General features: G+C 43.9%; 15 protein-coding genes. 10 read left to right on the forward strand and 5 right to left on the reverse strand.

Annotated features, from left to right (window positions below; translation table 11 throughout):
* Positions 1-31: 31 nt before the first annotated feature.
* The 4 genes from AB6811_RS12415 to AB6811_RS12430 are packed head-to-tail and all read left to right on the forward strand — an operon-like array spanning position 32 to position 2,802.
* Positions 32-1,036: an RnfABCDGE type electron transport complex subunit D gene (locus AB6811_RS12415; RefSeq protein WP_369490814.1), complete on the forward strand. Its 1,005-nt coding sequence runs from the start codon at positions 32-34 to the stop codon at positions 1,034-1,036.
* Complete coding sequence (locus tag AB6811_RS12420; RefSeq protein ID WP_369490815.1) at positions 1,029-1,607, forward strand: RnfABCDGE type electron transport complex subunit G; 579 nt, start codon at positions 1,029-1,031, stop codon at positions 1,605-1,607. Before AB6811_RS12415 ends, AB6811_RS12420 begins: the two co-directional genes overlap by 8 nt.
* Positions 1,604-2,215, forward strand: coding sequence for an electron transport complex subunit RsxE (rsxE, locus tag AB6811_RS12425; RefSeq protein WP_369490816.1), 612 nt, complete (start codon positions 1,604-1,606; stop codon positions 2,213-2,215). Before AB6811_RS12420 ends, rsxE begins: the two co-directional genes overlap by 4 nt.
* A gap of 11 nt (positions 2,216-2,226) precedes the next feature.
* A complete protein-coding gene (locus AB6811_RS12430) occupies positions 2,227-2,802 on the forward strand; it encodes an electron transport complex protein RnfA (RefSeq protein ID WP_369490817.1) in 576 nt (191 codons plus the stop codon).
* Between the two features lie 62 nt (positions 2,803-2,864).
* Here AB6811_RS12430 and alaS read toward each other — a convergent pair whose 3' ends face one another.
* Positions 2,865-5,483, reverse strand: coding sequence for an alanine--tRNA ligase (gene alaS, locus AB6811_RS12435; RefSeq protein WP_369490818.1), 2,619 nt, complete (start codon positions 5,481-5,483; stop codon positions 2,865-2,867).
* Positions 5,484-5,634: 151 nt separating this feature from the next.
* On the opposite strand from alaS, the gene AB6811_RS12440 reads away from it, so the two are divergent.
* The 6 genes from AB6811_RS12440 (at position 5,635) to AB6811_RS12465 (ending at position 10,443) form a co-directional block, all read left to right on the forward strand.
* Positions 5,635-6,597, forward strand: a complete 963-nt coding sequence (locus AB6811_RS12440) for a peptidoglycan DD-metalloendopeptidase family protein (protein ID WP_369490819.1) — start codon at positions 5,635-5,637, stop codon at positions 6,595-6,597.
* A gap of 6 nt (positions 6,598-6,603) precedes the next feature.
* Positions 6,604-7,575: a M23 family metallopeptidase gene (locus AB6811_RS12445; RefSeq protein WP_369490820.1), complete on the forward strand. Its 972-nt coding sequence runs from the start codon at positions 6,604-6,606 to the stop codon at positions 7,573-7,575.
* Between the two features lie 15 nt (positions 7,576-7,590).
* Positions 7,591-7,929, forward strand: a complete 339-nt coding sequence (locus tag AB6811_RS12450) for a MerR family transcriptional regulator (RefSeq protein WP_369490821.1) — start codon at positions 7,591-7,593, stop codon at positions 7,927-7,929.
* A 6-nt stretch (positions 7,930-7,935) separates the two neighbouring features.
* The gene (locus AB6811_RS12455; RefSeq protein ID WP_369490822.1) at positions 7,936-9,030 is read left to right on the forward strand and encodes a Nif3-like dinuclear metal center hexameric protein; all 1,095 of its coding nucleotides are present in this window, start codon (positions 7,936-7,938) and stop codon (positions 9,028-9,030) included.
* Between the two features lie 3 nt (positions 9,031-9,033).
* The gene (locus AB6811_RS12460) at positions 9,034-9,798 is read left to right on the forward strand and encodes a zinc ribbon domain-containing protein (protein WP_369490823.1); all 765 of its coding nucleotides are present in this window, start codon (positions 9,034-9,036) and stop codon (positions 9,796-9,798) included.
* Between the two features lie 144 nt (positions 9,799-9,942).
* Entirely contained in the window at positions 9,943-10,443 is a 501-nt protein-coding gene (locus AB6811_RS12465) for a hypothetical protein (RefSeq protein WP_369490824.1), read from the forward strand.
* 439 nt (positions 10,444-10,882) lie between these two features.
* Here the strand turns inward: AB6811_RS12465 and AB6811_RS12470 are convergent, their stop codons facing one another.
* The 4 genes from AB6811_RS12470 to AB6811_RS12485 form a co-directional block, all read right to left on the reverse strand.
* Complete coding sequence (locus AB6811_RS12470) at positions 10,883-11,068, reverse strand: hypothetical protein (RefSeq protein ID WP_369490825.1); 186 nt, start codon at positions 11,066-11,068, stop codon at positions 10,883-10,885.
* 70 nt (positions 11,069-11,138) lie between these two features.
* Positions 11,139-11,912, reverse strand: coding sequence for a TPM domain-containing protein (locus AB6811_RS12475; protein ID WP_369490826.1), 774 nt, complete (start codon positions 11,910-11,912; stop codon positions 11,139-11,141).
* Between the two features lie 15 nt (positions 11,913-11,927).
* Complete coding sequence (locus AB6811_RS12480) at positions 11,928-12,365, reverse strand: TPM domain-containing protein (RefSeq protein WP_369490827.1); 438 nt, start codon at positions 12,363-12,365, stop codon at positions 11,928-11,930.
* Positions 12,366-12,380: 15 nt separating this feature from the next.
* A complete protein-coding gene (locus tag AB6811_RS12485; protein ID WP_369490828.1) occupies positions 12,381-12,983 on the reverse strand; it encodes a LemA family protein in 603 nt (200 codons plus the stop codon).
* Positions 12,984-13,073 lie beyond the last annotated feature (90 nt).

Here is a 13,073-nt window from a genome sequence, read left to right on the forward strand (position 1 = left end):
TTTGACATAACCAGCCAAACTTAAAAAGATAATGGATAGTAAACTTGTAGTTTCACCATCACCCCATGTGCATAGCGGCGAATCGACCAGCCGACTTATGTTCAACGTGGTATTGGCGCTTATGCCCGCATTTGCGGTTTCACTTTACTACTTTGGCGTAGGTGCCCTAATAGTTACATTACTCTCGGTACTCTCATGTGTTCTGTTTGAATATCTTATTCAAAAGTTCATCCTTAAGGTTCAGCCTACCATTACCGATGGTTCAGCCATTGTTACAGGTTTGCTGCTTGCCTTTAACGTTCCAAGCAACTTGCCCTGGTACATTGTTGTAATTGGTAGCTTATTTGCCATTGGAGTTGCCAAAATGAGCTTTGGTGGGTTGGGAAGCAATCCGTTCAACCCCGCTTTAGCGGCTCGCGTTTTCATGCTGATATCCTTCCCGGTTCAGATGACCAGTTGGCCACTGCCAATTGAATCGCGTTTAAAGTATATCGATGCTATTACAGGCCCAACACCCCTGGCTATACTGAAGGAAGGGTTAAAAAAGGGTGATACCATTTCGCAAATTGCTGACCAAATTCCCTCGCACCTTCAGCTTTTCATGGGGGTTATGGGTGGTTCGCTTGGCGAAATATCAGCCTTGGCTCTACTCATAGGTTTTGCGTGGTTACTCTATAAAAAGGTGATAACCTGGCATATTCCAATATCTATTTTCACAACCATTTTTGTTTTCACGGGTATCCTATGGCTAATAAACCCTGAACTGAATGCCGACCCAATTTTTCACTTGGTTACCGGAGGTGTAATGATTGGTGCCATATACATGGCAACCGATTATGTTACCTCGCCCATGCACCCAAAAGGAATGCTGATTTTTGGTATTGGTATAGGGTTGTTAACAGTGATTATAAGGGTATGGGGAGCATACCCTGAGGGCGTTTCGTTTGCCATTCTAATCATGAACGCCTTTGTGCCATTAATCAACCGATATGTTAAACCTAAACGTTTTGGAGAGGAGGTAAAGCGCAATGGCTAAGGTGGAATCGAATTTCAAGAATATGGCGGCTACCCTGCTGGTTATTACCCTGGTAGCTTCTGCGGCGCTTGGCCTGGTTTACCAATCAACCAAGGAGCCAATTGCCCTTGCACAGCAGGCAAAAATAAATAATGCCATTAAGGCTGTACTCCCCGAGTTTGATAATCAACCCGGAAACGAGGCTTACAGTGTTGCTGTTGATGGTGGCGAACTTACCTTTTATCCGGCTACAAAGGAAGGGCAACCTGTAGGAACAGCAGTAAAAACCTTTAGCAACAATGGTTTTGCTGGTTTAATTGAGCTCATGGTTGGTTTCCTTCCCGATGGAACCATTAATAAGATTGCTGTTATCTCACACAAGGAAACACCCGGTTTGGGCGACAAAATTGAACCCCAAAAATCGGAATTTAGCCTTCAGTTCGAGGGTAAAAGTCCCGAGGATTTTAAGCTAATGGTAAAAAAAGATGGGGGAGATGTAGATGCAATAACAGCTTCAACAATCACTTCGAGAGCATATTGCGATGCCCTTACTCGTGCCTATAATGAACTTAAGAAAGGAGGTGTACAATGAGTAAAGTTGCCCAATTCACAAAAGGAATACTCAGAGAGAACCCAATATTTGTTTTGGTTCTTGGAATGTGTCCCACCTTGGCTACTACTTCATCGGCCTTCAATGGTATGGGGATGGGCCTTGCTACTACTTTTGTTTTGTTAAGCTCAAATGTTGTGATTTCTGCCATTGCCCGATTTATCCCTGATAAGGTACGTATCCCTTCCTACATAGTTGTTATTGCAACATTTGTTACCATTGTCGATTTAGTTATGCAGGCTTATGCAACCAAACTTTATGAGAACTTGGGAATATTTATCCCACTAATAGTAGTGAACTGCATAGTGCTGGGAAGAGCTGAAGCATTTGCCAATAAGAATACAATTTTTGATTCATTTTTGGATGGGTTAGGTATGGGGGTTGGCTTTACTTTTGCTCTAACTTTGCTTGGTGGCGTTAGAGAAATTCTGGGGAACTTTTCAATTTTTGGATTACCAATCATTCCAAAAGAACCGATTTGGCCTAAAGAAGTTTTCTTTCACGACCCTATATTAGTATTTGTCTTAGCTCCTGGGGCATTTATTGCTCTTGCATATTTGATTGCTATTTTTAATCGACTCAAGAAATAGGAGGAAAAACTATGGAATATTTAATAATTATAATTGCCGCCATATTTGTAAACAACGTTGTTCTGTCGCAATTCCTTGGCATTTGTCCTTTTCTTGGGGTATCCTCAAAGATAAGTACCTCAGCAGGAATGGCTGGAGCTGTAACTTTTGTAATGGTGCTAGCAACCATTGTTACATTTTTATTGCAACATTATGTGCTAAATCCCTTAGGGATTGGCTTTATGCAAACCATTGTTTTTATTTTGGTCATTGCATCGCTGGTGCAAATGGTGGAGATTATGCTGAAAAAGCTGAGCCCTGCATTATACCAGGCCCTAGGTATATTTCTTCCCCTTATCACTACAAACTGTGCTGTGCTTGGTGTAGCCATTCTAGTAATAAAGAAGAATTTTAACTTAATGGAAGGAGTGGTTTTTGCTGGCGCCAGCGCAATAGGTTTTGGTTTAGCTCTTGTAGTTTTAGCTGGGATAAGGGAACATCTTGATTTAGCAAACGTTCCTAAAGGGATGAAGGGTGTTCCCATTGCTCTACTCACCGCAGGTATTCTTGCTCTGGCCTTTATGGGCTTTGCAGGCATTGTTAAGTAGAATCGTTTATTTTTTTGACAATAAATTAAAGGCTGCCTTATTTGGGGCAGCCTTTATGATTTCTACTTTATTGCTTCCTTGGCTTTGGCTAACGCTTTGTCCAATCCATCGGGGTTTTTACCTCCAGCTGTGGCAAAGAATGGTTGTCCGCCACCGCCACCTTGGATTTCCTTTGCGGCTTCCTTAACAATAGCAGCTGCATTTAGGCCATGCTTCTCAACAAGCGTTTCGTTTATCATAATGGTAAGAAGCGCTTTGCCATCGGCTTCAGAACCCAATACCAGGAAAAGGTTTGGCACCTCATTTTTCAGCTGGAATGCTAAATCTTTTATGGCATCGGCATTACCAATGCTTATGCGCTCGCAAATCAGGTTGATACCATTACGCTCGGTAGCCTTTGCTTTAAGCTCAGCTTTAACCGCTTTTAGTTTTTCGGCTTGTAGGGTATTTAGCTGATCTTTTAGCAGGTTGTTTTCATCAACCAGCTTGGATACAGCCTGAATAACGTTTGGTGGATTGCCAAGAGTTGACTTTACCTGGTTGATTGTATCAATCTGTGAGTAAACAAACTCTTCGGCTTTTTCGCCGGTAATTGCTTCAATACGGCGTACCCCTGCTGCAATTGCTCCCTCCGAAACAATCTTGAAGTAACCAATGTTACCGGTAGCCTTGGTGTGGGTTCCACCGCAAAGCTCAACCGACTCGCCAAACTTAATAACCCTTACATTTTCGCCATACTTTTCGCCAAATAGGGCAATGGCTCCCATTTTTTGAGCCTGTTCCATGGGAACACTTCGGTGTTCATCGAGCTGTATGTTCTGTCGGATAAGCTTGTTAACCCGTTGTTCCACCTTACGTATCTCCTCATCGGTCATTTTTTGGAAGTGTGAGAAGTCGAAACGCAAGTAATCGGGGTGAACCAATGAACCTTTTTGCTCCACATGGGTGCCCAGAATTGCGCGGAGCGCATTGTGAAGCAGGTGTGTAGCTGAGTGGTTATTAGCAGTTCGAATTCGTTTTTCGTAATCAACTGTGGCAAAGAACGACGAGTTGGGGTTTTGAGGCAATCTATCTACAAGATGTATAATAAGGTTGTTCTCCTTAAAGGTGTTAATCACCTTAATGGATTCCGAGTCGCTCTCAAGTAATCCCGAATCGCCCACTTGACCGCCCGATTCAGCGTAAAAAGGAGTGCGGTCGAGCACAACGTGGTACTGCTCTTTCCCCTTGGTTTTAACCGTTCGCATACGGATAATGCGGGCGTCGGTTTTAAGAGTGTCATACCCAACAAACTCAACCTTTTCCGCATTGGTCACGTTAATCCAATCGTCAGCTTCAACTGCAGCGTCAGCTCTGGAGCGTTCCTTTTGGGTAGCCATCTCGGCATCGAACTCTGAGCGGTTAACGCTCAGGTTATGCTCACGCAAAATGAGTTCAGTAAGGTCGAGCGGGAAACCATAGGTATCGTAGAGCACAAAGGCATCCTTACCCGAAATCTCGGTTCTGTTTTCCTTTGCAGCCTTTTCAATAAGCTGCTCAAGCAGCTTGATACCCGTTTCAAGAGTGCGCAGGAATGTTGCCTCCTCCTTGTTAATTACATTGGTGATGAGGGTTTGCTGTGCCTTAAGTTCAGGGTAGTGGTCGCCCATTTGTTCAACCAGAACGGCCACAAGGCTATCGATAAACGGTTCGCGGAAGTTCAGGAATGTGTAACCGTATCGAACCGCCCTACGGAGAATGCGGCGTATTACATACCCAGCCTTGACGTTGGATGGTAGTTGCCCATCGGCAATAGAAAAACTGATTGCCCTGAGGTGGTCAGCAATAACGCGCATGGCCACATCTGCCTTAGGATCAGTCCCATAGGGTATTCCGCACATTTGCGATATACGGTCAATAATTGGCGTGAAAACATCGGTATCGTAGTTGCTCTTTTTGCCCTGAACCACCATGGCCAAACGTTCAAAGCCCATACCCGTATCAACATGCTTGGCCGGAAGTGGCTCTAATGAACCATTGGCTTTACGGTTGAATTGGATGAATACAAGGTTCCAGATTTCAATTACCTGGGGATGCCCCTTATTAACCATTTGCTCACCGGGTATAGCCTTACGCTCATCATCATCGCGTAAATCAATATGAATCTCGGTACAGGGTCCGCAAGGTCCTGTATCGCCCATTTCCCAGAAATTATCCTTTTTATTTCCAAGAAGGATTCTGCCTTCGGGCAGGTGTTTCTTCCAGCACTCAAAAGCCTCAAGGTCGCGCTCAATTCCTTCGTCAGGGCTACCCTCAAATATTGTTGCGTAAAGCCTGTTCTTATCTATTTTAAGTACTTCAACCAGAAACTCCCAGGCCCAATCAATGGCTTCGCGTTTAAAGTAATCGCCAAACGACCAGTTCCCAAGCATCTCAAACATAGTGTGGTGGTAGGTATCATGACCAACCTCCTCCAAATCGTTATGCTTGCCCGATACCCTTAGGCATTTCTGCGAGTTGGCTACTCGGGGATACTTAACCGGTGCGTTGCCAAGGAAAATATCCTTAAACTGGTTCATGCCTGCATTGGTGAACATCAGCGTTGGGTCATCCTTAATTACCATTGGTGCCGAAGGCACAATTTGGTGCGACCTGCCAGCAAAAAAGTCTAAAAATTTCTGACGCAATTCCTTTGAAGTCATAAAAAGTTAGTATTGAAAATGTTAATATTCTCTATTTAACTATTTAAAGTAAAAAAAATGTTCTTTTTACTTGTGTAAAAAATATTTTTACCATAGTTTTGTTGCAGTTTGTCAAAAGTGTGTTACATTGTAACAATTTGTGTTAAAGGACATGGCAAGATTTAAATACCAATTTAACCCCCATACACTCAAATTCGATGTTATTCGAATACCTCTTTACAAACAGTTTGCAAAGATACTAATTCATTTGGGATTTTATGCAGGTGTTTTTTTGGGGTTAGGCTATACGTTTTCTGTTATATACGATACTCCAGTTGAGCAGTCGCTTAAAAGGGCTAATGCTGAGTACGTACTTAAATATGAGTTGGCTCAAAAGCAAATATTTGAGCTGAGCAATGCTTTGGCGGTACTTGAAGCCAAGGACAATAATATTTACCGGGCTATTTTTGAGGCCGATACCATTCCTAACACCATTCGCAGGGGTGGTTATGGTGGTGTGGATAAGTATGCTAACCTACGTTCAGCTACCAACTCATTAACCCTTATAAAGACCCTAAGGGCGCTCGATGAGCTTACCTGGCGAGCCTACGTTCAATCGCGCTCTTTTGATGATGTTGCTGAAATGGCTAAGAATAAGGAAAAGATGATTTTATGCGTTCCAGCCATTCAGCCTATCAACACAAAGGATTTGATTAGAGTTTCAAGTTTGTACGGTTTCCGTCGCGATCCCATAAACGGGGCCATTACCATGCATGCCGGAATTGATTTTGTGGGCTCAGTTGGTACCCCTATCTATTCCACTGGCGATGGAATTGTGGTTGAAGCCGGTTACTCCTTCCACGGCTATGGCAACCATGTTGTAGTTGATCATGGCTTTGGATATAAGACGCGTTATGCCCACCTAAGTAAAGTGCTGGTAAAGGTTGGACAACGGGTTAAACGGGCCGAGGAAATAGGGTTGCTCGGTAATTCAGGTAAAAGTACTGGCCCACACCTCCATTATGAGGTTATACTCCGTGGTAAACCCGTGAATCCAATCAACTACTTTAACGACATGACCGAGGACGACTACCAAAACATGCTCAAGAAGTATTCAAGTCAATTTTTGGATTAAGGCTATATGGTAAAGCATAAGTATAAATTTCATCCCGAACAGCTTGTTTTCGTTAAGGAAAAAAGAACCTTAAGGGAAAAAATTTTGCTTGTGGCTAAATACATCATTGCAGTATTTGTAATTGGCTTTATCTCGTATCTGGTCTTCCCAATTTTTATTGATACCCTTGAGGTTAGAAAGTTGAAACGTGAAAACCAGGAACTGCTTACTAACTACGAGCTTATAACCCGTCGCATTGAACAGCTAAACTCCGTAATCAACAATTTACAGCGTCGCGATGAGGGTATTTACCGTATCATTTTTGAGGCTGAACCCATTCCTGCCACAATTCGCGAGGCCGGTATAGGTGGTGTAAACCGTTATGCTGAACTGGAGAAGCTATCCAATAGCAAGCTGATTATTGAAACCACCAAGAAGGTTGATGCCCTAACCAAAAAAGCATACATCCAAAGCCGCTCATTCGATGAGATAACCGATTTGGCTAAACGCAAGGACAAGATGCTGCGCAGCATCCCTGCCATTATGCCTATTCGCGATAAGGAGCTAACCCGTGTGGCCTCATCGTTTGGCATGCGCATTCACCCTTTCTATAAGGTGCTTAAAATGCATAACGGTATGGACTTTACCGCACCTACAGGAACCGAAATATTTGCTACTGGCGATGGGGTAGTGGTTAATGTTGTTTATGCTCAGCGTGGCTATGGCAATCATGTTATTATTGACCATGGCTTTGGTTATTCAACCCTTTACGCTCACATGAGCAAGATTGCCGTACGAAAGGGGCAGCGTGTTAGGCGCGGTATGGTTATTGGATATGTTGGCAACACTGGAACATCGGTGGCTCCCCATTTACATTACGAGGTGCACCGGAATGGCCAGCCCGTTAACCCCATTCACTACTACTTTAACGACTTAACACCCGAACAATACGAGAAACTGGTTGATATTGCCTCGCAACCCACGCAAAGTTTCGATTAGCCAATCCTTACTAAAATGCCATACAAAGAGAAAAAAATTGAAAAGTACTACTACTCCATTGGCGAAGTGGCCGAGATGTTGGGCGTAAACACCTCGTTAATCCGCTTTTGGGAAAAAAATTTTGATATAATAAAGCCCCATAAGAACAAAAAAGGCAATCGCTACTTTACCAAGAACGATATCGAAAACCTCAAACTGATTTACCATCTGGTTAAAGAACAGGGAATGACCCTTGAAGGTGCCCGTAAAAAGCTTTCGGCTCAAAAGGAGGAACTTACCGATAATTACAAGATTGTGGAGTGCCTTACCGAGATTAAGGGCATGCTCATTGAAATTCGCGATTTGCTCGATTAAGCGTTTATGACTGTTAGAGAAGTAACCTCAATCCTGGAATCGTTTGCCCCGCTTGCTTTTCAGGAAGTTTACGATAACTCCGGCCTTATTGTTGGCGATGCTAACATGGAGGTGACTGGTGTTTTGCTTACAATTGATGTTACACCACAAGTAGTTGCTGAGGCTGTTGAAGGAGGGGCAAACCTGATAGTGGCCCATCACCCTGTAATTTTTAAGGGGCTTAAGCGCATAACTGGCAAAAGTTACGTTGAACAGGTTGTGGTTAATGCCATAAAAAACAATATTGCCATTTACGCCGCCCATACAAATATCGACAGCGTGCAGGGTGGTGTTAGCTTTAAAATGGCTGAGGTTTTAGGCTTAACCAGCACTCAGGTGTTAAGCCCGCTTACCGGTCAACTCGTAAAGCTGGTTACCTTTGTTCCTACTGAGTACGCTGAGGCTGTTCGGCAGGCTATGTTCAATGCTGGCGCAGGGGTTATTGGAAACTACGATTCTTGCTCCTTCAACATTCAGGGTCAAGGAACCTTCAGGGCTGGCGATGGCACAAATCCGTTCGTTGGCGAAAAGGGCAAAATCCACTTTGAGCCCGAGGTTAGGGTTGAGACCATTGTGCCCCGTCACATACTCAACGCTGTGGTTAAAGCTATGGTTGAGGCTCATCCCTACGAAGAGGTTGCCTACGATGTTTACCCCCTCGATTTACCCTATAAAAAGGCTGGGTTGGGAGTGGTAGGCAACTTACCTGAGCCAATGAATACTATCGATTTCGTTAAGCATGTTAAGCAACAATTCAGGGCCCCTAGTGTTAGGTACACAAATCCTGTTAAGGAGTTTATTTCCAGGGTTGCCATATGCGGGGGTAGCGCCATTTCGCTTTTGAATGATGCTATTGCTGCCAATGCCGATGTTTTTATTACCGCCGATGTGAAATACCACCAGTTTTTCGATGCTGAAAATCGAATTGTAATCCTTGATATCGGACATTTTGAAAGCGAACAATTTACCATTGATATTTTTTATGATTTACTCTCAAAAAAAATATCTAATTTTGCAGTCTTAAAATCCAAAGTACGAACTAATCCTATTAACTACATATAGATTATGGCTAAAGAGAAGATCAAACCGGCTGAGCAGAGCACTGAACTGTCCATTGAGGAGAAACTCCGTTTCCTTTATAAGCTCCAGCAGGTAGATTCCAAAATTGATAAGATTAAATTGCTACGCGGGGAGCTTCCCCTTGAGGTTCAGGATCTGGAAGATGAAATTGAAGGTCTTACTACCCGTATCGAAAACTACAAGAAAGAGATACACGATTTGGAAACCCAAATCAACCAGAAAAAAATTGAAATCAAGGATGCCGAGGCTCTTATCAAGAAGTATCAGGAGCAGCAGAAAAACGTTCGCAACAATAGGGAGTACGACTCACTAACCAAGGAGATTGAATACCAAACCCTTGAGATTGAGCTTTGCAACAAGCGCATTAAGGAGTACACCCAGCAGATAAAGGATAAAAAACAACAGGTTGAGCAAACTGAGAAAACCGTTGAGGAGCGTACACACGATTTGAACGTTAAGAAACAGGAACTCGAGAATATCACCCAGGAAACCCAGAAAGAGGAGGATGAACTTTACCGCCTCAGCGAAGAGTATGCCCTGAACATTGAACCCCGATTGCTAACTGCCTACAAGCGCATCAGGGGCAATGCCCGTAATGGTCTTGCTGTGGTTACTGTTCAGCGCGATGCCTGTGGTGGTTGCTTCAATAAAATTCCACCCCAGCGCCAGCTCGACATCAAGATGCATAAGAAGGTAATTGTTTGCGAGTACTGCGGCCGCATTCTGGTTGACGATTCACTGCTCGAATAAGCTTATTAATTATCATCAATACCATTAACGCCCTGCAATGGGCGTTATATTTATTCATTAAGCTTACCTTATCGATTAATGCGGCATTTCAACATATAGTATTGATTTTTGATTACATTGCAAAAATTTCAAATCCTTTAAAATATGAACTATCTAAAGTATTTTGCGTTTGCGCTGTTAGCAGCGGTAATGGTTCTCGGCTCATTCTCGTGCGATAAAAATGATGAAAACGAAATCAAAAAGGATACCCTGTATGTAAAGTTCATCAACGATCCGGAATCACAGTACACCATTACAACCCTGCAAATCCGAAACCGTGGACCAGTTGATTCACAGCTTCAGCCAACCGAACCCTGGAGTGAAAACATTCTTAAGAATGGACAACGGATTGCTCCTGGCCAGCATATCTATTTTACCCTTGACCTACCAAGCGGCCACTGGGCTGAATATCGTTTAGGGGTTGACAATGGTAGTGGTGTAGAGGTTATGCTTTACGATCAACCCAATTACGATGGCTTTACCAATTTGCCCATTACCCACTGGGCAACCGATAATAGAACGGTTACTGTTACCATCACATACGACAACTACAGCCAAACCATTACCGTTAGCGGATGGTCCGATATGGCTGGAATTGAAGAATAACAGCCAACTACTGGACTAATTCTAGATTCAATGTTGTATAGATAGAAGAACTGACATTGTTTTTGTCATCCTGAGCGCAGCGAAGGATCTTTTGAATAGTGTGCAGTGTACAGTGTGCAGTTTACAGGGAAGAGGGAGAGCAGTGTTTGGTTTTTAGTGTTTAGTGAAATGTTTTTTTCACTATCAACCATCAACTGTCAACTCCGCTTGTCATCCTGAGCGGCCTGTCCCGCCCTAGCGGGGAGCGAAGGATCTCTATTCATCCCTCGTTGTTATGTTTCGGCGGAGTTTATCCCTATTTATATCGGGACCCAATATTACAAACAACCTTAACTAAACGACGTAGACTCCAGAATTCTAATAGCTAATACAAAATATCGAAAAACCCTGCACGCCTTTAGGCGTGCGGGGATAATATCGTCTAAATAACTTTTATAGTCTAAAGCCCGAAATGCTTGAGTAATCCGTATACCAGCAATGCAGGCCAAACCAACGCCTTTAGGAACCCCAGTACACCAACCCAGAACGATGTTGCTGCGGAGATGTAGTAAATTGCCGCACCAATAAATCCTAGCCCGTAAAGGGTTCCGGCAGCGCCGTTGCAGTGGATTTCATTCTTTGCCATGATGATTTTCTTTTAATTTAACAATGTTAATCGAGCTACTTGTTTGTTAGCCATCAACCTTTTTCTTTTGTTACCAGCTACCACCTGCGCCGCCGCCGCCAAAGCTGCCGCCACCACCACCGCTAAATCCGCCAAAACTACCTGACCCCGACGAGAAGTGACCAAAGCTACTACCTCTGCCACTACCCATGCTACTCATCAACAGCCAAAATGGCAGATTTCTTCCTATACTGCCACCCTGTAGCCTATTACCCCTACGTGCCGATAGGAAGATAGTAGCAAAAAAGATTATGATGAATATGATGCCAGGCCAAGGCGATTCGCCGCTGTAGTACTCATCGGCGGTGTAAAGCCCCGCTGCCAAATCAATAATCACGTTAATGGCAGCATCAATCCCTTTGTAGTAACGGTTCTCCTTAAAGTAAGGAATCATCTCCTTATCTACAATCTGTCGGGCTGTTGCATCGGGTATTACCTCCTCCATGCCATAGCCTGTGGCTATGAATGCATGGCCTTTGTCGTTACCAATCTTAGGTTTAATCAGAATAACTATTCCGTTGTTCTTTCCCTTTTGGCCAACACCCCACTTTTCGCCAAGTCTAAAAGCAAAATCCGAAGGTTCGTAACCGTTGAGGTCCTTAACGGTTACCACATAGATTTGGGTTGATGTAGTGTCGTTATAGGCCCGCAGCTTCTGCTCAAGGGCGTTCTGCTCATCAGCCGAAAGGATACCGGCAAAATCGTTTACCAGCCGGGGTGGCGACATGGGGTCGGGGATATCCTGTGCCTTTACAGGCACTGTAAGAGCCAACAACGAGAGTATGGTATAAAGTATTCGCTTCATATTAAAATCATTTTTTTAACCAAACGATATTTCATCGCTCAGCTCGTTGGTATCGGTGTTGGGGTCATACGGGAAGTGAGCCGATAGCTGCTCGCCAGCCATTCCAATTCCCTTAACCAAACCCTCGGTAAGGCGACCCTCCTTAAACTCGGCCAGCATGGCTTCCTTTATAGTGTCCCAAAAGTTTTCGGGCACTTTTACGTTTATGCCCACATCGCCCAGTATGGCAAACTTGTGGTCCTTGAGCGATAGGTAAAATAGAACCCCATTGCGTAGCTTTGTCTTGTGCATTTTGAGCATGGAAAAAATACGGGCAGCCCTATCCAGTGGGCTACCCTTGCATTCCCACTCCACGTGCACCCTGATTTCGCCTGAGGTTTGCCTTTCGGCTTGCTCAATGGCTTCAACAATTTGACCTTGCTGGGCAGGGGTGAAGTAATCCTTGGGTTTCATGGTTCAAAATTGATGCTAGTTGGTGAAATCAACCTTTGGAGCCTTTTCGGCACCAGCTTCAGCCTCAAAGTAACCCTTCTTCTCAAAGCCAAACAGGCTAGCCCATATATTTTTGGGGAACTGGCGGATGTACGAGTTGTAATCCTGAACCAACTCATTAAACTTACGACGCTCAACGGCAATACGGTTCTCCGTGCCTTCAAGCTGAGCTTGCAGGTTAACGAACTGCTCATTGGCTTTTAGGTTAGGGTACTGCTCAACCACAACCATTAAGCGAGCCAAGGCACTGCTTAACTCACCCTGAGCTGCCTGGAACTGCTTTAAGCTTTGCTCGTTCAGGTTATCGGGCTTGATGTTTACGCTTGTGGCTTTTGCTCTGGCCTCAATTACCTGGGTAAGGGTTTGCTGCTCAAAGTTGGCATAGCCCTTAACCGTATTTACCAGGTTGGGGATAAGATCGAGCCTGCGCTGGTAGGCTGTTTCCACATTGCCCCACTGCGCTTTTACACCCTCATCCTTTTTTACCATGTTGTTGTATGTGCCCTTAATGGAGCTGTAAATAAAGACAACCAGCAGGATAACAATACCTGCCACAATCCATTTCTTGCTGATGTTCATTGCTGTATGGTTTTTAAGGTTAATAATTCCGATGTCATTGGTATCAAAAATCATGCACAAGTTAAGGTAAAGATTTAAAACTGGTCACAA

The sequence above is a fragment of the Tenuifilum sp. 4138str genome (assembly GCF_041102575.1).
Lineage (GTDB): Bacteria > Bacteroidota > Bacteroidia > Bacteroidales > Tenuifilaceae > Tenuifilum > Tenuifilum osseticum.

Excerpts from the sequence above, each read along its gene's own strand:
- AB6811_RS12415 (WP_369490814.1), top strand. The coding sequence starts at position 32 with ATGGATAGTAAACTTGTAGTTTCACCATCACCCCATGTGCATAGCGGC.
- AB6811_RS12420 (WP_369490815.1), top strand. The coding sequence starts at position 1,029 with ATGGCTAAGGTGGAATCGAATTTCAAGAATATGGCGGCTACCCTGCTG.
- rsxE (WP_369490816.1), top strand. The coding sequence starts at position 1,604 with ATGAGTAAAGTTGCCCAATTCACAAAAGGAATACTCAGAGAGAACCCA.
- AB6811_RS12430 (WP_369490817.1), top strand. The coding sequence starts at position 2,227 with ATGGAATATTTAATAATTATAATTGCCGCCATATTTGTAAACAACGTT.
- alaS (WP_369490818.1), bottom strand. The coding sequence starts at position 5,483 with ATGACTTCAAAGGAATTGCGTCAGAAATTTTTAGACTTTTTTGCTGGC.
- AB6811_RS12440 (WP_369490819.1), top strand. The coding sequence starts at position 5,635 with ATGGCAAGATTTAAATACCAATTTAACCCCCATACACTCAAATTCGAT.
- AB6811_RS12445 (WP_369490820.1), top strand. The coding sequence starts at position 6,604 with ATGGTAAAGCATAAGTATAAATTTCATCCCGAACAGCTTGTTTTCGTT.
- AB6811_RS12450 (WP_369490821.1), top strand. The coding sequence starts at position 7,591 with ATGCCATACAAAGAGAAAAAAATTGAAAAGTACTACTACTCCATTGGC.
- AB6811_RS12455 (WP_369490822.1), top strand. The coding sequence starts at position 7,936 with ATGACTGTTAGAGAAGTAACCTCAATCCTGGAATCGTTTGCCCCGCTT.
- AB6811_RS12460 (WP_369490823.1), top strand. The coding sequence starts at position 9,034 with ATGGCTAAAGAGAAGATCAAACCGGCTGAGCAGAGCACTGAACTGTCC.
- AB6811_RS12465 (WP_369490824.1), top strand. The coding sequence starts at position 9,943 with ATGAACTATCTAAAGTATTTTGCGTTTGCGCTGTTAGCAGCGGTAATG.
- AB6811_RS12470 (WP_369490825.1), bottom strand. The coding sequence starts at position 11,068 with ATGGCAAAGAATGAAATCCACTGCAACGGCGCTGCCGGAACCCTTTAC.
- AB6811_RS12475 (WP_369490826.1), bottom strand. The coding sequence starts at position 11,912 with ATGAAGCGAATACTTTATACCATACTCTCGTTGTTGGCTCTTACAGTG.
- AB6811_RS12480 (WP_369490827.1), bottom strand. The coding sequence starts at position 12,365 with ATGAAACCCAAGGATTACTTCACCCCTGCCCAGCAAGGTCAAATTGTT.
- AB6811_RS12485 (WP_369490828.1), bottom strand. The coding sequence starts at position 12,983 with ATGAACATCAGCAAGAAATGGATTGTGGCAGGTATTGTTATCCTGCTG.